Origin of the sequence: Undibacterium sp. JH2W (assembly GCF_049340425.1) — a bacterium.
GTDB lineage: Bacteria > Pseudomonadota > Gammaproteobacteria > Burkholderiales > Burkholderiaceae_D > Undibacterium.
Genome location: NZ_JBMPOT010000017.1, coordinates 1 through 19059 on the forward strand (window position 1 = coordinate 1; position 19059 = coordinate 19059).

Genomic DNA, 19059 nt, shown 5'->3' on the forward strand with positions numbered 1-19059 from the left:
TTTTATAACCGCCAGCGACGTCACTCGCGTCTTGGCAATATATCGCCAGCCTTATTTGCTGAAAATTTTAATCGGCACTCACAGGCAGCTTAGAACATGAGTGTCCGCTATTGACAGTACACCTCAGATCTCTAGTTCAGTATCAGATGTAAAAAAAACCGATCTAAGTCGGTTCATTTGATAAGAAGTCAAAGACAAGACTATCTGCACAGCTCTTTAACGGTTATTCCATTCCGCTCTCATCCGAACTTGGTATTCAAGGCCATCGCCATTCTGTCCCGCCAACATACCGAAAACATCGTGAGCCTTGCTTTCCTCAATGAATTTACTAATTGCCTCAAGCACTAATTTTTCGCGAGGCACACCATTGCGAGCCTCGCTAATTTTCGCAAGTTCAGCGTTTACTTCATCAGAGATATTAATCAACACTTTCACGCAACTCTCCTATGATGCAAAAAATATACACAACCGTCGATCGATTCAACGATCTGACAATTTCAAACTTACTAAATTTTAGAACCTTACCGCGCGCGTACGTAAAGCAATTGACGGTCGAACCGACCATCCAGCAAGATAAATTCAATGCCAACGGGAACAACGTCAATCCTTGCATAGTTGCATCCTGTTCCTACCTTGTGACAAGGAGGGAAATCAACATATAAATATGCTTTTTAACTTCAATCATATATTAATACACTATATATATATATATATATTACTCTTTACCTTGTCACCTTGTTCCCTACCCCATTCTCCCTAAAAGTTGATATTGAAAAGTGTTGAGCTGAATTCAGTCGGAATTTTGAAGTAAAAAATTCTCAATCGATGATATCTGCAGCAGACCTGTGGAAATTTAATTAAACCTGAACCAACCAGTCAAAAATCGATTTCTTTTTAACTCTTGTTGCTACTGCTATTTCTGCTATTCCCGCTATTCCTAAAATTGAGCGGACATCAAGCTAACAGAATCGCAGAATTAGCAAAAATAGCAGTGCTGTAAAGAAGCGCGAAAATGCATTTTTACGCTGATCCAGGCGCGACTTGAAGAGTGGGAGTCAATTCAAAATAGGTTGTTTCAGGTCTTTGAAAGTAACAATGGATTGATTTGATACACCTTTTTTTTGCCATCGACTGACCTGATCCTATGTGCCGCCTCCAAAATAGCTAAAGCTGCATCCATAGTGGCCTTTTGGCGCAATGAACTTGGTCCAAATTGGGCGATTTTTTGGGTAGAAATATCTGTCTTAATTTCTTGAGTGCACTTGTTTAATATCCAACTATCCAACTTCGCAGCATTTTTTTGCTCCGAGGTTAAGGTAACGCCGTCAAGAAAACGAGAGGACTCGCTTAAATGCCACTTCGCTATGCGCGCAGCGCCAAGCATATGCTCTTGTGAAATCGGACCTGTTGCGCCTTCCAAAACGTGAAAAAGTGCCGCCAAGCGAACTGCGTTATCTGCAGTCTTGCTAGCCACATCCCGGACTGATGAGAAATCTCCGTCAGGTGCAAGCTTTTCTTCAATCTCGTCGTGAAAGTTAACCCATGATTCTTTTGCAAAAGGTGACAATGTAAGAAGGGTTGGTTGAAGTTCACCATCAACCATTGGTTGAGGCATCTCTAAAATGTCGGCAATTCGCTTGTGAAATAGAGTCAAGCTAGGCCAGTACTTAGGTGCCTCGGTAAAAAATCGGCTGCCTTGTGTGGAGGTTGGCCATGCAATCAAAAACCGCGCTAAAAATCCAGTACCACGCGCCAAGGAGCCTGATGACTCTAGGAATGTGGACAGTGTCGGCTCTTGTACCTGTATTGCAGCTGTAAGTCGTACACCTCTTGCGCTGTAAGATTCACTAGTGCGCCTATCAACCCTGATACCCTTGCCATCCCAAAGCTCATTATAGTTTGCCATGGTACGCATCTGGCTATCCTTACCCATCGCGTGGCCACCAAAAATAGTGCCCCCTTCTGACGACAATACTCCTGCTGAGGGCCAATCATTGGCAAGTGCGTGCGTCAATTTTTCAATGGTCACATCGCTATAGACTAACCTGACAATTTGAGGTGGAACAGGGCGCTCGGCCTCTAGAAGTTGAAGGTCACTCTCGGATTTATTTGTGTCCTTAGAACTTTTTACGCCTAGAGAGATGCGATCCAAGAGTCCTTTCTTCTTTGCCTCCCAGGCAGCATGTGATGCTTTAAATTCCACTACTTTTGGCTTTGATTCTGCCAGCGCACGAGCCTCAAAATTACGGACAGATTCTGAAAAGAAGTTATCCAACGTTGTTTTCCGCTCGCCAGAATCTGCAATAACCATAATGAATAAGCCAATGGGACCAGTAAGCAATTCTGCTCGTTGAACGTCATACAGAGATTGTGCCGATAACGACAACGCTGCCAAGGCCGAGCAAACAACCATAGGCATCGGTGTTTTCGTGAACTGCTGAACTTCCTGCGCGGCATCCTGAATTAGGGCGGGTAGTGCATCAAATGGATAAGGATCACCAAGTTCACTCGACTGTAGCGATATCGGTGGCAGCCACCCTGCATTTTTCTGCACTGAGGTTGTAGGTTGAAGCAAAATGGAACTAAGATCAACCTTCTTCGCACGCTCCTCATTAGCCAGGTAATGCAGAGTCTTGATTGTTATACCACCGTCCTGTTTAATTGTGTTCCAAGTGTAGCGCACGTCATCCGGGAAATACTTTTCTGGACAAGATTGACTCCATTTATCCGCCAATTGAAACATCTCTTCAGAATCGCTACGGTCTTTCAATGCCATTAATACTGAACGCCACACAGAACGATCTATCGCGGGTATTTGCGATAAATCATTCTGGTAAATATTAATTTCTTCTGGGGTTAAATTTTTAGCTACTACTTGGTGTGAGCTATCTGTAGAAACTTCACATTTGCCAAATTTCTCAGTAACCCAGCTTGGTAAATCCGCTATGGGAGCATAATCAAAAAGATCGCTAGATGCTTCAGTCTCATAGCAACGACCACTTCTATGCACAGACTTAGGGCCAATTACATACCCACCTGGTCCCTTAATGTCGATATTTGAATCTGCACCCAGTTTAGCTCTAAATTTTTGACCTATTTTGGTCAAATAATATCGATGAACACCATTACCCCCGCTAAGCACAGTAGCCGTATCGGGTAGTTTGCCATGAAGCGCCTCAAGAGCATCAAGCGCGTCTAAGCCACCCTCTTTATAACTATCAATATCGATAACGACCAGAGCTTTTCCTGCATGATTGAACTCCCTACCGGTCACAATACCGTAATTGCATCCCTTCTTGTAATCAAACCACATGTTGATGAGCTTAGGGTCGAGCGTAGCCTCAGGTGAGCCTTTCCCCCACGGATGTTTTCCGATCAAATTCTCTTGGCCTTTATGTTGATCGCCACAAGTGCAGGAGCCATCACCTTTAACTCCATGTATCGCAATCACAGGCAATCCAAGGCTGGCGCACTGAAGAGCGGCAGCACGAATCGCGTCTGCTTGCCCACCACCAAGACATGAAGGTGAAGTGACCATTACTCCCCCTCTCCATTGAGCAGCGCTTTGATATCGCGCACATCCCAAGCCAGGCGACCATGCACGCGACGAGGACGAATAGGTCCATTCTCCAAGCATGCCCATGCTCTTAAAGTTTGTGGTTTTCGGCTTAAGTAAAATGCCGCGGCAGCGGTATTGACTGTAGAACGTGTTTCAGATTCCAGCGGTGCAAACATTACTGTCTTAATCATTACGTATCATCTCTGTTGGTTAGTGATGATACGTATTCTTTAACAGAATCTTTTTTTCTCCGATAGTAGCGCTGCTTAGCGCATCGTAGCGCTGCCTGGCACAGGTTAGCGCGTTCCTAGCGCGTGCGCGCTAGCTAGTCATTTACCTTGTCGCTGCTTAGCACTTCGAAACATCCGGTCTCTTAGGTTCCTATTGGTAAAGAACTTTACTTCGTCCCCCGCCCGGTACTTAATAGCATTGTCGACCGTTTCAACCAAACACCCGTGCCCGCGGTCCGCAAGTTTTACCAATTCAGCAAAAACACTATCCGGATTTTCGGGATCGATTGCAGTTAATCTCGCTTGAGCAATTTCTGTATTTAATGGAGACATTCGAGTCTTCGTACGATGAGTCGTATTTTTCAGGCTGGCAGAACTTTTCTCCCGCTCGAGGATATTGACTACCTCTTCATCTTGCCAAACCACGCCCTCGCTGATCAACAGGTCAATAAACGTGTGTTTGGGCACCGAAACCATATCTATGGTTACCTTTATAGGAAACTCAAAATATTCAATTTCAGATTCGCCCATCCAAGGATCGTCATTATCAATAGAGCTCTCAAAAGATCCTGGTCGCATCCAAATACCGGATTGATTGGTGATCACACTTTTCGATTTCGCAATTTCGACACGCTTAGTTTTTACGAAATCCCATGATACATATTCGCTATCACCGGCTGAAAATGCCGGAAATCTAGTCGTCGTTTCACCTGTCAGCATCAATTGTTTTATTTGAAAAGGGCATAACAGTGCGGGCCGCCATCCGCGAGTAACCGCAAATTCAGAATGACCGCCATAACTACGAGTAACTACTCTTGAAGTTTGAGGTGAACTCGCTTCCAATGGTAAAGCTAAACTCATGGCAGCGTCCAATAAGTCATCTGGAGTTTTCCACGCTTTCCCCGTATAGGTGCTAAGCAATTCTAGTGCTTCAGGAACTTTTGTGTAGGTCTTTATTCTTGGAAGAATCATTTTTGACATGATTATCCTGATCACGTTATGAACGCTCCGGCAAGATAATCACTCGGTAAAAAAGTCGAAACTATAGTAGAAATTTCTATTTTTGTCATTGCAGCCATATTGAATAAATGCCCCTCCCACATTTGTGGATAAATGGGAGTTATCTGTTTTCTAGGACTTAACTAATTAGCAATCCTCTAAGGCAAAGTCAATTTGCGCTTGTGCAAGCATCCATTCTTCAATTTTGACGTGCCACATCCGAAGCAGATCCAGTGGTCGACGTATGTAGTTCTGCTCACGCACTCCCTGAGGAGCATGACCTTGGACTTGTGCGGCAATCCCTGCAGGCGTCTCTGTCCACTCACTTAAAGTCGCGAAACTGCGGCGCAATCCGTGGAGGGTGACAAACAATCCCGCCGATTTGCACGCTTTTCTATGTGCAATACTTGGATCGGTAATATGGCCTGATTCTGCCGTTGGGCTACTAAATACCCATTCACTTCTACGAGGTAGCCCCTTAAGGAGATTCGATACATATGGAGTAAGCGGCACCATTCTGAAATCCTCAACCTTGTCGCTCAGCTTTATGCTCTTCCACTGAAAGTCGACATCTGTCCATTTCAACACTGCGAGTTCTTCACGCCGTGCACCGGTTAACAAAAGCGCCTGTAAATACACACTGATAACCCTATTTTCTATCTTTTGGACTTCAGAAAACCAAGACTTTAATTGCTCGCGTTGCAATACGTCATGCTTAACTTTCGGTTTTCCCAGGCTTTCTCTAGCCTTTCGACTTTGAGCTGAATTTGAAATTATGACAGGACCGTACTGCGGATGTGCGGCACACCAAAAAAGACATGCCTTCAGAAGACGTAGCGCCAACCTAGCACTTGTTGCCCTTACATTGGCTTCTTGCTTGGCCCAAGTATCAATGCGTTCCACAGTCAAATCCACGAGGCGAAACTGTCCGAGTGAAGCCAAAGGCCCTGGTCTCGTCAATTCTTTACTTCGTTTGCGAACTTCCCCACCAGCGTGCATTACGCGCAAATGATCACGAAGATGTAACTCTGACCATTGCTGCTTTCGGTCCTGAACATATTTTGGCCAAACTTCTCCCAACGTGATTGACTCACGAATTTCACGAGCTTTCTTGTTTTCTTCTTCTGCCTCTTTGGCTGCTCGTTGTGCTTGTTCTGCAGCTTTGGCAGCTTCCTTCAGGTGGCGCGGATCTTGGCCATTATCGACAATCACTTTCAGCCTTCTAGCCTCACTTTGTGCCGCAGATATTTCCCATATTTTTGGATCACCAATGGTGATGCGCATCGCTTCACCGTCCAATTTAGCTTGAAAAATATATGCTTTTGCACCGCTGGCCGTTACCCGAAGCCCAAGGCCTGGTGCAGTACTGTCCCACAAAAAGGACTGCTTTTTGCCAGGTTCACAAGTAAATGCATCAACGCGACCAGAAGTAAATTTTATTTTTGCCATTAATTGAAAGTCCTTAAATCAGATCCATGTAACCGCCATGTAACCAGAATTAGAGCATATCAATCAGAGTTAATCAACACTCCAAACAACACGAAAACACATAACCAATTGATTTTAAATGGCTTTCCTCAATTTAAGAATGTTAATCAACAGCAATAAATATAGTTTTTCTAGGATTGAAAATCCTTGTGTCGGTGGTTCGATTCCGCCCCGGGCCACCAAGAAATAATCTTACAAAAATGCCCGCTTCTTGAAGTGGGCATTTTTGTTTTCAAAACATCTCAATCCTTGTTCCCAGCTCGGCCCGGGAAATGCTGCTTTACTATCTCGTTTCTAACTTTACTCTGTGACAGCAATTGAAGGCGCTATTGAAATGCCTCTACCCTGGCTATTGCATCCCTTTGCGGACGCCAAGCAATACCAGCATGATTGCAGCGCACTGAACGGGAATGTATAGTCAATTCACGCGCAGTGGCCACCGAGATGGCCACCACACTGGCAGAAAACTACACTGTTGCATTTTAAGTTAAGCGCATGGAAGCAATGGAACATGCTTTATTTCGGCGTATGGTTGGTAAACCAATCCAGGATAATTTGCGTGCGCTGAATCGACAAATCCCGAATGACTGGCATATGCAAGGCATCATCCATTGGTTTTGCAAGCACCGTGCGGATAGGCTCGGCATATTCAACCACGCTGGCATAGTCGTTGAGCTTGAAACGGCCCATGATGGGATACAGCTTGGCATATTGCGGCAAAATGTATTGAATGCAATTATCCCAGGTTGGATTTTTGGGGAAAGTCTGTTGGCTAAACAGCAGTATGCTAATCAAATCGTCCGAATGCTGGGTGTAGCTTTGCGCGACAGTTTGATCGGCGAAATTGTAGCGTACAAAATAAATTTGCCCATCGACGTTTTGACTGGCGCGCGGAAAACCGGGGTCAGTGCCAAGGATTTTCAATTCGACCATGCCTTGCTCATTGGTCATCAAAGGCGCAGTGTTGAAAGACAGGGCATTTTGCGGTATCGCGATGTTTTTCAATCCCGACGTGCCGCCAGTACCCATGGTATTGCTGGTGTACTTTACCGAGTCTTCTGGCGACATCAGCGCTGCCTGGAGGCCGATATTGGCCGCAGGTTGACCAAACTTAGTGGCATATAAGCGAACCAGTGCCGTTGCACTGTTAGGTCCCGATGTAACACCAGGGTTCATCCTGAAGACAAACTGATCAGCCCGCAAATTATAGCCATTGATATTTTCTGCCAGCCAGATAATTTGAAAAAATGCATTTTTGCCCACTAGGCCCAAGGGCATCGTCAGCACCCCTTGTTCTGCCTGCTGCAAAGTCAAGTCAGGTGGCAGTAAGGCAGGATTGACTTTCACCGTGAGTATGCCACCGCTCACTGTCATCAATTCTGCCATCTGGGCCGGGTCGTTTGGCAAAGCGGTGATAGTAACCGCATTGTTCAAACTAATGCCCGTCTCCTGGCTTTGATCAAAATAGACCAAAAACAGATCGCCCAACGCATACATGGCAACCCCGAAACCCTGCACTGGGTCGTTATAACCGGGCTTATTGGTGGCGAGCGAGTTGCCCAGATTAACGGTGATCAATACTTCCTTGCTATCATTGCTGTCGCTAAGCACCTGCGTGCAGAACGGGGCAAAATTACATCGGGTATTGCTATTGGGCAGCGCAATCGGTGCCATCATGCGTGATGGCGTGTAAAACACGGGGACCGCCGTAGCCTGTGGCCCTATGGTGCCAGTTAGCAAGCCAGTTGGAAACTTGGTATTGATGTTCGGCGGTGGCACTGATGACGGTGGTGGTGCCAGCGTCGTTGCCAGGATAGTGGCGCGATAGGTATCGGCGTTGGCCTGACCTAACAAAATAGTGAGCCGGTTATTCACATACGATTCCGTCGGAACCTCGCCCAGCTTGGCAGGCAAGCCATTACTACCGAGGTTCATGTAATATCGGGTCATGGGCAGTAATTTGGCAGTGATACTGGCCGGCACGCCTTTTTTCTCCAATGCCTGCAAGGTCGCAGTATTGAACAGATAAATCACTGGCGCATTATTATGCGCATTCACCACAAAATTGACGCTCAACTGTTTCGGCGATTGTTGCTGGAGCAGACTCAGATATCTGGACTGCGGTTTTGCCGCAGTCGCCCAACTCAAGTTGGTCAGGCTTGATTGATATACCCCGCAACCACTGCCTGAACTTCGTGGGCCGTTAATTGCCTGTGCCCACACCGCGTTGTACGAGCCGGCGACATAATCACCTCGGACAAAATCGCTGATCGATGCCGGGTTGGCAGTGGGGCCCGCCACCTGCAAACTCAGCCCCCATATTTCGCTGGTATTTTGCTGATCGGGATCGAGGTCAACCAGTTTCGGCGCTGCCATCGTATACGCGGCAAGAACTGGTTGCCCAATCACCGGATCTACAGTGGGGTCGGTGGTTTCATCACCGGGACCATAGACTACCTTGGTGACCAGGCAGCCTTGAAAATCAAAAATACCAGTGCCGTTTGGATTCCAGTAAAGCTGCAACTTTGCGACCTCATCATTCGCATCGGTGTAATTATCCGGTGTATTGTTCACCGTGCTTGGATCAGCCAGAAAGCCGCCGCTAAAGTGCAATCTTGGATATGTCAAATAACTCATGCCAATTCCTCTCATTATTTTTGAACACGGTTTTACTTTTTAGGACCACCGTTGGCGGCACACATGGGGTTACTAGGTAGCACGCCTGTGCTGCAACCTTTGGTTTGCAGATTCAGCAAATTGAAAATGTGGGAAAGTCCGGCTGGCGGCAACTGCACTTTTACTGCCTCATTCAGTGATTGGCCTCGACTCTTACCATCCAGATTATGGCAACTGAAACAATTGTAGGGATTTTGAATATTGGAGACGCCATTTTGCACATAGGTTTCCATGCTATTGTTTGCGCCCGATAAGGACCCAACCTGCGCCTGCACCAGTGGCGGCAAAGTCCCCTTGGCAGTCCATACATTGCCGACCAGTGAATAATTGGCCCACAATTTATTGGCGTCGCCCACAGGTAATGCGGCCAGCATTTTTTGCATGGATAAATCCAATGCCTGCAAATTGGCGGTGCTGGGCTGTATAACGAACTTTTGGGTATCCGGGTCGCAAATATAACCAGGTGGCGGGGTGGAGCCACAATTCAAATTGTTGGGCATGATACCAAGGGTGGGGTCGCCCCAGGGATGCATGGTACAAACCTGAGTGGCTTTGCCTTCGGCATAATGATTGGTAGTACAGCTGCTGCCAGTACAGCTGGAATTATAAAAAGTCCAGCTTCCGCCCAAAGGGGGTTTGGCTTCGGTCGCGGAGCAATACGGAGCGTTATTGCGATGTTCAAAGGTGCCCCAGATAAACTCGGGTTGCGACGGCGTCTTGCTCACGATGTGCATGCCTACCAGCCCCAGATCCACATTCTCCATACAGGTTTTGCCAGGTGCCTGAACCGAGCCTTTCGTGCTATAAAAAGTCTTGCCTGCCAGTTCGTCGGGCGTCAAAATTTTCCAGGCAGTTTTCAATTCCATCGAGTTGGTGGGAAACGCCAAAGTCGGGTACAAGCCTGGAATGTCCACCACCTTATAACCAGCCGGATCAACCAGATCAGGCGCGAGGCTTAAACTACACTGCGCCTGGTACAAGCCGCAACCGGTAATGAAATCATAGGCCGGTTTATTGACGGACACACCGTAAAATACCCGGTTCAGCGATTTATCGATCAATGGTTGCCCAACTCCTGCCTGCAAGGTCATATTGGAAAAAACATAGTTCTGTTTTAAGCTCTGCTTTAAGGTGGATGGCCCTTTGCAATATGTCGGTTTGGGTACTTTTCCCCAGGCGGTCGGTGTCTTGCCCGGATCAACAAAAATGCCATAACTAGGCATGAAGGTTTCAAATTGCAACACCTTGCTGCCGGTTGTTACTGGTTGCACCAGATACAGCATGGTCTGCCACATATACTGCTGAAAACTGCAATTATCATTGATGTTCTGCACGTCGCCTGGCAAGGACGGGTTGCTAACCCATGTAGAACTTGCGTTGCAGCTTACAGCACCCGTAGCCGGGTTCTGTTGTGCCATAGTCATAGAGGGAAATGCAGTGATGGCGCCCAAGGCCGCAATTGCAATGACAGCAGCCGGGCTGATTGAGCTTATTAAGTTTGTTAAGCTTATTAAGTACGGGCGCTGCTGGACGAGTGTTTTCATAAACATTCCTTTCTTTGTGATAAAGAAGCTGATAGTCACTTCTGACAGAAGGCGACCCTTTGCATACCTATCCTGCCAACGGCCAGTAATGCCAGAATGGCAGATCGTCCTTTCGCGCTATAGAGGAAAACAGTGGTGCTGTCGCTGACAGTGAAATTCGTATCAGCATTAGGGGAAGTGCCGGGCGTGTTTTGAACAAAGGGGAATAAGCTAGTATTGGGCATGGCTACTCAAGTTCAATCGTGCGTCAAACAGGGAACGGCTACGTTTAATTTTCTTGAAGCAATTGCTGGAACCAGGTGGATAAGAAGTTTCCACTAATACTGAATACTGAGATGCAAATGCCACCAATGTGATATTTGGCTGGACGCCAGAACAAAGCTCAGGGGCCTACAAACTATGATGTAAAATATACCATTATTTATATTTAATCAATTGATAATTTAAAAACAAATTTTAAACTGTGGCGTGCATGCCCTCTTAAATGGCCGTGGCAATGAGATCATTGAGGTTTCCCTTGTTGAGGTGCACTGAAACGTGACCTACTTTGCTTTACGCAAGTGAAGGGACTTATCTGGGATTGCGTCAAGCAACTGTCAACGCCATAGCGATATAATGCAGCCCTAAAGCTGCATAAAAAAACTGTAAGGCCTTGATTTTCCCGATAAATTTGAATAATGCACGGGTAAGGTATGGGGCTAAAAATCCCTGTGCGGGTGCTTCGATTCCGCCACCGGGCCACCAAGAATCTGTATCATCATCAGCGCCAGCCCTTGAGGTTGGCATTTTTTCCCGCGAGAATAAGATGCCTCAGAGTCCCCAGTTATTACGGCGCTTGCTGCGAGCGAAAGACCGGATGGATGGGGCTGCCCATGAGGACTGGCCTATCCATAAGTTGGCTGAAGTGAGCGCAGTATCGGCGGCGCACTTCGCGCGTGAATTCAAGAAGGCTTTCGGCCTGCCTCCCCATCGCTACCTGCTCACACGACGCATCGAGCGGGCTAAAACCCTGCTGCGCGACAGTGATATGCCAGTGACGGATATCGCCCTCCTGACTGGCTGGGCCAGTCTGGGCACTTTTGGCCGTATCTTCCGCGACATTACTGGTGAGAGCCCGGGAGAGCTACGTGCTCGTGAACGCTCGCTTCCGCATGCGGGGGCACATATTCCCGAATGCGTACTGCGTAGCGTAGAACGTCCCAACCTCAATACAGCAGTTTTGGAGAAGCGGCGTACGGAAGCAGCTGGCAAACTGGAGCCTCAATCAAATCAGGAGGATATATGACTCAAGGCGTTAATGTGGCAGGCCTGTATGTGCATGATCAGGATGAAGCGCTGGCATTCTATGTCGGCAAGCTGGGATTCATCGTGCACACCGATGTTCGCAACGGCAATTATCGCTGGCTGACGGTCCAGCATCCGGACCAGCCCTCTTTCCAGCTAGGCTTGTTCGTGCCAGGCGCGCCGCTGCATGATGCAGCAACCGCGCAGACCCTGCATGAGATGGTAGCCAAAGGTGCCATGCCAGCAAATGTACTCCTGGTGGATGATTGTCGTGCTACCTACGAGCGTTTGAGCAAGAGTGGGGTTGAATTCACGCAAGAGCCCGTGAATCGTTACGGCACCGTGGATGCTGGCTTTCGCGACCCTTCTGGCAATGGTTGGAAAATGATAGAAGCTGCGTCTAAACCACAATCGGGGAAATCATCATGAACTGGAATGAATGGATACGACAAAGTCACCGCTGGCTGTCCATGGTTTTCACGCTGACTGTCATCGCCAACTTCGTGGCAAGAGCCATCAGCCCGGGTGAGCCGTCGCCGTGGATTACATATGCGCCACTGCCGCCGCTGTTTCTGATGCTATTTTCTGGTCTGTACATGTTTGCATTGCCTTATACGATCAAGTTGCAGACCAAGTCGCACGCATAAGCTCTACTGCTTGAGTCACCCAAAAATGAAAGGCCGCCTAACAAATTTCTTTGTTAAGTGGCTTTTCGCATTTATCTAACCGTGTTTTTTCTTTACTGTTATCGGCACGGTGAAGTTCTGGTAAATGTCTAAAATTTGTATACGCAACAAGGAGAGAATTACAGCGCAAGTCTTTACGGATCTGTAATCCCTGTTGTAGCTCAAACAAATCCTGAAATTTCAAAATCAACTGTACTGCCGGCGCGACGCCTGGCTGTGCTCTGGTAATGTTATGGCAAATATTACTCAGCCGCAGTGCATGACAACTCGAATTGCCAAACACTCAACACCCGCATATTCTTAGTCGGAAAGATTCGTTTTACCGCACAAAGTGCACTCATATACTGGGCCGTCTATCAATGCTCATCAAATATATGAAAAAGAATCTGCTTGCCCTCGCCGTTGGCGTTTTCCTCATGGGAACTGCTGTAGCCGAAACCAAAGAAGTAGTGATCGCCTACCAGGACATGGTCGTGCCCTGGCGCTATGCGCAAGAAACGCACAACCTGGAACAAAAGACCGGTTACAAAGTCACTTTCCGCAAGCTGGCCAGCGGTGCAGATGTCATACGGGCGCTGGCGTCTGGTTCTGTTCACATCGGCGAAGCAGGCTCGGCCCCGATAGCCTCGGGCTTGTCGCAGGGTTTGAATATACAGTTGTTCTGGATACTCGATAACATCAATGATGCCGAAGCGCTGGTAGTGCGTAATGGCAGCAATGTCAAAACGCTGGCTGAGCTGAACGGCAAGCGCATTGCAGTGCCGTTTGTGTCGACTTCACATTTCCATACCCTGCTGGCACTGGAGCATGCCAGGGTGGATGCACGTAGCGTCAAGATCATCAATTTGCGCCCACCAGAAATAGCTGCAGCGTGGGAACGTGGTGATATTGATGCGACTTTCATCTGGGACCCGGTGCTCGCCAAAGTGAAGAAGACAGGCAAGACCCTGATCTCTTCTGGTGAGATCGCCAAACAGACTGGCACTGCAACCTTTGATGGCATCGTGGTCAACAAGGATTTCGCCAGACAGAACGATGCCTTCCTGACGGAGCTGGTGAAGCTGCTGGCGGACACGGATGCCGATTACCGCAACAACAAGGTGAACTGGAAAGCAGACTCGGCACAAATCAAGGCAGTAGCCAAATGGGCTGGTGCCGATGCGGCTGAAGTGCCTGCCAGCCTGGCGCTGTATGAATTTCCGACTTTGCAGCAACAGGCTTCAGCGCAATGGCTGGGTGGCGGCGCGGCAAAATCGCTGGCAGCCACAGCGGCCTTCCTGAAGAGCCAGGGCACTATCCAGACTGTTTTGCCAGACTACAGCGTAGGAGTCAATGCCACATGGGTACGCAAAGCTGCACAGTAAGCACGGCGGCTGCACACAGCGGCGGCCAGCTTGATATACGAAGGCTCTCAGTGCGCTTTGCTGGCACCGGGCCTGACGAAACGCTGGCCTTGTCCGACGTCAATCTGTCTATCGCACCAGGTGAGTTTGTTGTCGCTCTTGGGCCTTCAGGTTGCGGCAAGACCACTTTGCTGAATTGCCTGGCTGGTTTCATACAGGCTTCTGAAGGCGAGCTCACGCTCGACGATGTGGCAATCACTGGCCCCAGCCCTGAAGTAGGCGTAGTGTTTCAAAAACATGCGCTGATGCCGTGGTTGAATGTGCTCGACAATGTCGCGCTGGGATTGCGCTTTCGCGGCATTGCGCTAGACCAGCGCAATGCGCTTGCGCTGGATCAATTGCGTCTGGTAGGTCTGGAGCAATTTGCTGCGTCCCCCGTTTATCAATTGTCTGGCGGCATGCAGCAACGGGTAGGCATAGCCCGCGCGCTAGCCAATAATCCCCGCGTGCTGCTGATGGATGAACCCATGGGCGCACTAGACGCCCTGACGCGTGAAGCTATACAGGAGCTGCTGGTCAAGGTCTGGCAAGGCAGCGGCAAAACTATTTTCTTCATTACCCATAGTGTGGAAGAAGCACTCTTCCTGGGCACACGGGTAATCGTCATGTCGCCGCGCCCGGGCCGCATTGCCCAACAATTCGAGTTGCCGTTTTCTGGCGAGTATCTATCCTCAGGCGATGCGCGTGCGGTCAAGTCCTCACCTGACTTCATTGCCTGGCGTGAACGTCTGCTGCAGCTTGTGCATCACCCTGCCTAAAGCCTCCTACATGCCCCCATCATCCACATCCCTTGTAAGCCCTGCTAGCGTTTATACAGAACCTGCAAAAATAGAACCTGTAAAACGCGAGGCAGAACCACTATTGCCAGTAGCGAAGGTATACCCGCGACCAGGGAGTGGCAAAACCCTGGGTGTGACTATCATCACCATCGCCATACTGTTGTCTGGCTGGTGGTTCATCACCGCAAGGGCCTGGGTAGCGCCCTTGTTCCTGCCTTCGCCTGCGGCGGTATGGCTAGCCGCTCAACAGGCGTGGAATGGCAATATACAAGGCGGGCTGCCCTTACTTCAACATCTGGCCTGGAGCCTGATACGCGTGTTTGGTGCATTCCTACTCGCCGCTATCAGCGCGGTGCCACTGGGGCTATTAATGGGCTCTAATCGTATCGTACGCGGTATCTTTGACCCCATCCTGGAGTTTTATAGACCACTGCCACCACTGGCCTATCTGCCCTTGATCGTGATCTGGTTTGGTATAGATGAAACGGCCAAGATCTTGCTGATTTACCTGGCATGCTTTGCCCCCATCGCCGTAGCTACTCGCGCCGGTGTCATCAAGGTGGCGTCAGAACAATTGCATGCGGCACTGTCCATGGGCGCAAGCCAGTGGCAGTTATTGCGGCATGTGATCTTGCCAGCAGCGCTACCTGATATTTTGACCGGCTTGAGGATAGCCATCGGCTTCGGCTGGACTACTCTGGTCGCAGCGGAAATGGTGGCAGCCACGGCTGGCGTAGGGCAGTTGGTGTTGAATGCCTCCAGCTTCTTGCGTACCGATATTGTGATCATGGGCATCATCCTCATCGGTATCGTCGCCTACCTGTTCGATTTGCTCATGCGCAGGCTGGAACACAAACTGCTGCCCTGGAAGGCGCATAGCTAAAACAGCAAGGGCATGCATTTGTGCATTTCCAGTCAATGCTTCAAGAGTTCAGGCAGGCGTGGCACAATGCTGGCATCTCTTCCAAAAGAAATGCAAGCATGAAAAAAAATCCGGCACAGTCTGAAAAAGAGTTGCGCACCTTACTCAGGGCGAATAAGCAAACCCTCAAGACCATGACCTTGCCACAGGCCTTGCGTCTGATGGCGGCGTTTTATCAGGATGCCCGTGACTATGATGTCGTCCAGGCGGAAGGTGATGGTCTGGTCGTGTATGACGACATCACCAATCGCGGGCGTGGGACGCGTTTTGAGATAGGCATAGTGCGGCTGTTTTGCCTCCCGCATAACGAAGCTGCTACGGGGCCGCAGCCCGCCTTGCGTTTGCGTTTGCGTCTGTGCTACAAGCTCGACATGGGCATCGTCACTGAGCTGATGGCAGAAGATACCTGGTCTTATGATTGCTGGTCCGTACAGGACATGGCCCGGGTGCTGCAGAGTGTAGAGAAAGGGCCTGCTTATCAGTTATTGCATGACAGAATACCTGCTGAAGTCAATATCAATCTGGAAGAGACAACTTATCTGTCTGCGGAAAAACACCCTCGCCCAGACGCGCAACAAAACTGGTGGGGAGTTTGGGATCAATTTTAACTACAATGCGGCATTTAAGAATAAGCGCGATCCGCTGTAGGAGCGGCTTCAGCCGCGAATGCTCAGGCTAGTCAGATGAGAATACTCATACAGAGAGGACGCGCGTGCTGGGCATCAAACCTGCTTACCTTCGTGCGTGAAGAAATGCGCGCCGGATTGTCATCACCTCGTCATAAGTAACTTATATCGTCGCTCTTTTTTCATCAAGAGACGAACATGTTACCTACCCGCACGCCAGAATATGTATTGGCTTCCTCTTTACTGGTCTTATTGAGCGCCTGTGGCGGCAATGGCCTGCAGCCTCTGCCCACCTTGAATGGTGACAAACCCCTGGTGGTTGCCCATCGCGGTGCATCCGGTTATTTGCCGGAAGAGACTTATGAAGCCTATGTGAAAGCCATCGATCTCGGTGCCGATGCAATAGAACCTGATTTGATTTCCACCAAGGATGGTGTACTGATCGCGCGCCATGATCCCAATTTGCTCTACAGCACAGACGTGGACAAGCATCCCGAATTTGCTTCCAGAAAAAAGACCATCAGCGTTGATGGTGAAACCCAGACAGGCTGGTTTGCCAGCGATTTCACTTTTGCAGAAATCAAGACCCTGGGTGGCATTTCCACAGATGCAGAACGCCCGCAGCAATACAATGGCGTGTATAAAATCGTCAGCTTCCAGGAAATCATTGATCTGGTCAAAGCCAAGACCAAGGATACTGGCCGCACGATAGCCGTCTACCCTGAAACCAAGAACCCCAGCTACCATCGCGCACTGGGCTTGCCGCTGGAAGACAAGCTCATTGATCTTATCAACAAGGCAGGCTGGAATAGTAAAGATGCGCCCATCTTTGTACAGTCATTTGAACCAGGCAGCCTGAAAGAAATGCGCAGAAAAGGTTTGAACGTCAAGATGGTGCAATTGATTGATGCTGACGACGTAGACTTGAAAACTGGTGCCTTGACCTATGCAGCACCGTATGACAGACCGTATGACTGGGCACTGTCGGGTGACAAGCGCATGTTCAGCGACATGGTGACCCCTGCTGGCCTGGCTGAAATCAAGACTTATGCAGACGGCATAGGCCCATGGAAGCGTTACATCGTCAGTATCAAGGGTACGGTAGGCGCAGACGGCAAGATCGTGGATGCGAATGGTGATGGCAAGATCAATGACACTGATGCGACTACCCTGGCACCGACCAGCCTGATCAGTGATGCCCACAAGGCTGGCTTGCTGGTTCACCCCTATACTTTCCGTAATGAAAAGCGCAGGCTGGCAGCAAATTACAATGGTGACCCGAAGGCAGAATACCTGCAATTCTTCCGCCTGGGCATAGATGGCATGTTCTCGGACTTTGCTGATACCGCCCTGGCAGCACGTGCAGATTATTTGAAAGAAACAGGTCGCTGATCTGGCAAGCCTGGCAAAAGATGTGCATCAGTGAAGCGCGTATTTTTCACTGATGCAAAGCTACTGTTCGTTCTGTTCGGCATCACAAGCCTTTGGCGAGCACACCCAATCGTGTAATGTCATTGATCAGGAAGGCTGGTACGCAAGGGATATGCTCGGCTGGTTTCGCCGGGCAATCCATGCGATCTATCAGGTTTGCAGCTCCTCGTTTAGTCATGGCCTGGAAGGCTGAATCAGTATTTCCATAAGGCACGGTCGTATCATCGCGACCATGGAAAAATGAGATGGGCGATTGCGGTGTCCAGTCGTTGACATTGCTTTGTACAACGATGGCAGCATCATCATCGTTGAGGAAATTGTCGAGGAAAGTAGGATCGAAGTTAATATCACTACTACTGCCCAGCGCAGAGGACAATAAAAGATTGCGCACATTGGCTCTGTCATTTGCCCCGAGTTTTTTCAGGAAGCCAGGACTGATAAGTGCGCCAACGAGAGGGTTTTGCTTGCGCACTGCATCCAGCATGGCATTCAGGGTGAGCACGACATCATAAGGCCCCGCGCCAACGAAAGTACTGACGGGCAAAGCGCCCGTTTTGTTTTGCGTCAGATAGCGCAAAGTTGCCATGGTTGCGTAGGCCCCCTCAGAATAACCCGTCAAAAATACCTGCCCATTGTCTGCAATGGTTTTCATTTGCCGCCAGCGTGAAGTTGCTGTCATAAAATCTGCCACGGAAAGCGCCGTAGGCGCAGCCAGCAAATAAGGGTGAGGCAGGCCTTTGGTCGTACCATAACCGACATAGTCAGTGGCACTGACCAGGTAGCCCATGGAGGCAAACAAGACAGCAGGCTCATCAGCGGTCGCATGATTGCTGGGTGCCTCGGCATCGGTCTTGATGGTGGCATGCTGATAAGCCAGTACCGGACTTGCCTGGCTGCCAGTCTTGCGCGGAATGACCGCCAGGCCGGAAGCAATCACGTTGCGGCCACTGGTATCGGTCGTGGTATAGGTAATTTTATATGTATCGACTGAGTACAGAGGCTTGACTACCGCTGTCACTTCTTTAGGCAGGGCTGCTGTGATGTCGGTGACATTGATAGTTTTGATGAAGGTGGCAACTTCAAAATGCCCGGGACCTGAAGGATTGGGGACTTCAGGCGTTACGACCACTGGCGTAGTACCGGTAGTCGACCCTCCGCCGCCGCAGGCACTGAGGCCAAGACCCAAGCCCAGGCAGATAGCCAGGCTGGCAACTTTATTCAAGTTGCTCAGGTTTAATAATTCAAGTTTCATATGCATTTCCATGATTGCCAGGAACAAGCGCGACTTAGACAATTTTGCGTAAGTCCTATTTAAAATGTTTTAGCCTCACTTCAAAGAACTTGCTTCATTTTCCAGCTAAGTTGCAGGAAAATCACCGATACAGACAGGGCAAAGCCTGCCGCATCCTACTATAACGCTGCAGAGTACAAT

The 19059-nt window shown here is 49.1% G+C and carries 15 protein-coding genes; 8 read left to right on the forward strand and 7 right to left on the reverse strand.

The window, feature by feature from the left end:
* Nucleotides 1-216 precede the first annotated feature (216 nt).
* The 6 genes from ACO0LC_RS22625 to ACO0LC_RS22650 form a co-directional block, all read right to left on the reverse strand.
* A complete protein-coding gene (locus ACO0LC_RS22625) occupies nt 217-435 on the reverse strand; it encodes a hypothetical protein (RefSeq protein WP_423007353.1) in 219 nt (72 codons plus the stop codon).
* A gap of 640 nt (nt 436-1075) precedes the next feature.
* Nucleotides 1076-3538 carry a DUF3987 domain-containing protein gene (locus tag ACO0LC_RS22630; RefSeq protein WP_423007355.1) on the reverse strand — a complete coding sequence of 821 codons (2463 nt, stop codon included), beginning with the start codon at nt 3536-3538 and terminating at the stop codon, nt 1076-1078.
* Between the two features lie 350 nt (nt 3539-3888).
* Complete coding sequence (locus tag ACO0LC_RS22635; RefSeq protein WP_423007357.1) at nt 3889-4770, reverse strand: hypothetical protein; 882 nt, start codon at nt 4768-4770, stop codon at nt 3889-3891.
* A 165-nt stretch (nt 4771-4935) separates the two neighbouring features.
* On the reverse strand, nt 4936-6237 hold the full coding sequence (locus tag ACO0LC_RS22640) for a tyrosine-type recombinase/integrase (RefSeq protein WP_423007359.1): 1302 nt from the start codon (nt 6235-6237) through the stop codon (nt 4936-4938).
* A 555-nt stretch (nt 6238-6792) separates the two neighbouring features.
* Entirely contained in the window at nt 6793-8913 is a 2121-nt protein-coding gene (locus ACO0LC_RS22645) for a hypothetical protein (RefSeq protein WP_423007361.1), read from the reverse strand.
* 32 nt (nt 8914-8945) lie between these two features.
* On the reverse strand, nt 8946-10247 hold the full coding sequence (locus ACO0LC_RS22650) for a hypothetical protein (protein ID WP_423007363.1): 1302 nt from the start codon (nt 10245-10247) through the stop codon (nt 8946-8948).
* Between the two features lie 1054 nt (nt 10248-11301).
* Between ACO0LC_RS22650 and ACO0LC_RS22655 the strand changes: the two genes are divergently transcribed.
* From ACO0LC_RS22655 to ACO0LC_RS22690, 8 genes are all read left to right on the forward strand, one after another.
* On the forward strand, nt 11302-11781 hold the full coding sequence (locus ACO0LC_RS22655; RefSeq protein ID WP_423007365.1) for a helix-turn-helix transcriptional regulator: 480 nt from the start codon (nt 11302-11304) through the stop codon (nt 11779-11781).
* On the forward strand, nt 11778-12209 hold the full coding sequence (locus ACO0LC_RS22660; protein WP_423007367.1) for a VOC family protein: 432 nt from the start codon (nt 11778-11780) through the stop codon (nt 12207-12209). The genes ACO0LC_RS22655 and ACO0LC_RS22660 overlap by 4 nt, the downstream gene beginning before the upstream one ends.
* Nucleotides 12206-12427 (forward strand): hypothetical protein, encoded by a 222-nt coding sequence (locus ACO0LC_RS22665; protein ID WP_423007368.1) that lies wholly within the window; start codon nt 12206-12208, stop codon nt 12425-12427. Before ACO0LC_RS22660 ends, ACO0LC_RS22665 begins: the two co-directional genes overlap by 4 nt.
* Nucleotides 12428-12840: 413 nt before the next feature.
* On the forward strand, nt 12841-13830 hold the full coding sequence (gene tauA, locus ACO0LC_RS22670; RefSeq protein ID WP_423007370.1) for a taurine ABC transporter substrate-binding protein: 990 nt from the start codon (nt 12841-12843) through the stop codon (nt 13828-13830).
* Nucleotides 13806-14627 carry a taurine ABC transporter ATP-binding protein gene (locus ACO0LC_RS22675; protein ID WP_423007372.1) on the forward strand — a complete coding sequence of 274 codons (822 nt, stop codon included), beginning with the start codon at nt 13806-13808 and terminating at the stop codon, nt 14625-14627. Before tauA ends, ACO0LC_RS22675 begins: the two co-directional genes overlap by 25 nt.
* Before the next feature lie 10 nt (nt 14628-14637).
* Nucleotides 14638-15531 carry an ABC transporter permease subunit gene (locus ACO0LC_RS22680; RefSeq protein ID WP_423007374.1) on the forward strand — a complete coding sequence of 298 codons (894 nt, stop codon included), beginning with the start codon at nt 14638-14640 and terminating at the stop codon, nt 15529-15531.
* 98 nt (nt 15532-15629) lie between these two features.
* The gene (locus tag ACO0LC_RS22685) at nt 15630-16178 is read left to right on the forward strand and encodes a hypothetical protein (protein WP_423007376.1); all 549 of its coding nucleotides are present in this window, start codon (nt 15630-15632) and stop codon (nt 16176-16178) included.
* Between the two features lie 216 nt (nt 16179-16394).
* A complete protein-coding gene (locus tag ACO0LC_RS22690) occupies nt 16395-17588 on the forward strand; it encodes a glycerophosphodiester phosphodiesterase (RefSeq protein WP_423007378.1) in 1194 nt (397 codons plus the stop codon).
* An 82-nt stretch (nt 17589-17670) separates the two neighbouring features.
* On the opposite strand, the gene ACO0LC_RS22695 is transcribed toward ACO0LC_RS22690, so the two are convergent.
* A complete protein-coding gene (locus ACO0LC_RS22695) occupies nt 17671-18879 on the reverse strand; it encodes an alpha/beta hydrolase family protein (RefSeq protein ID WP_423007380.1) in 1209 nt (402 codons plus the stop codon).
* Between the last annotated feature and the right edge of the window lie 180 nt (nt 18880-19059).

Coding starts and splice junctions, on each gene's coding strand:
- ACO0LC_RS22685 (WP_423007376.1), top strand. CDS start 15,630: ATGAAAAAAAATCCGGCACAGTCTGAAAAAGAGTTGCGCACCTTACTC.
- ACO0LC_RS22675 (WP_423007372.1), top strand. CDS start 13,806: ATGGGTACGCAAAGCTGCACAGTAAGCACGGCGGCTGCACACAGCGGC.
- ACO0LC_RS22660 (WP_423007367.1), top strand. CDS start 11,778: ATGACTCAAGGCGTTAATGTGGCAGGCCTGTATGTGCATGATCAGGAT.
- tauA (WP_423007370.1), top strand. CDS start 12,841: ATGAAAAAGAATCTGCTTGCCCTCGCCGTTGGCGTTTTCCTCATGGGA.
- ACO0LC_RS22640 (WP_423007359.1), bottom strand. CDS start 6,237: ATGGCAAAAATAAAATTTACTTCTGGTCGCGTTGATGCATTTACTTGT.
- ACO0LC_RS22695 (WP_423007380.1), bottom strand. CDS start 18,879: ATGAAACTTGAATTATTAAACCTGAGCAACTTGAATAAAGTTGCCAGC.
- ACO0LC_RS22680 (WP_423007374.1), top strand. CDS start 14,638: ATGCCCCCATCATCCACATCCCTTGTAAGCCCTGCTAGCGTTTATACA.
- ACO0LC_RS22690 (WP_423007378.1), top strand. CDS start 16,395: ATGTTACCTACCCGCACGCCAGAATATGTATTGGCTTCCTCTTTACTG.
- ACO0LC_RS22655 (WP_423007365.1), top strand. CDS start 11,302: ATGCCTCAGAGTCCCCAGTTATTACGGCGCTTGCTGCGAGCGAAAGAC.
- ACO0LC_RS22650 (WP_423007363.1), bottom strand. CDS start 10,247: ATGTGGCAGACCATGCTGTATCTGGTGCAACCAGTAACAACCGGCAGC.
- ACO0LC_RS22630 (WP_423007355.1), bottom strand. CDS start 3,538: ATGGTCACTTCACCTTCATGTCTTGGTGGTGGGCAAGCAGACGCGATT.
- ACO0LC_RS22635 (WP_423007357.1), bottom strand. CDS start 4,770: ATGTCAAAAATGATTCTTCCAAGAATAAAGACCTACACAAAAGTTCCT.
- ACO0LC_RS22665 (WP_423007368.1), top strand. CDS start 12,206: ATGAACTGGAATGAATGGATACGACAAAGTCACCGCTGGCTGTCCATG.
- ACO0LC_RS22645 (WP_423007361.1), bottom strand. CDS start 8,913: ATGAGTTATTTGACATATCCAAGATTGCACTTTAGCGGCGGCTTTCTG.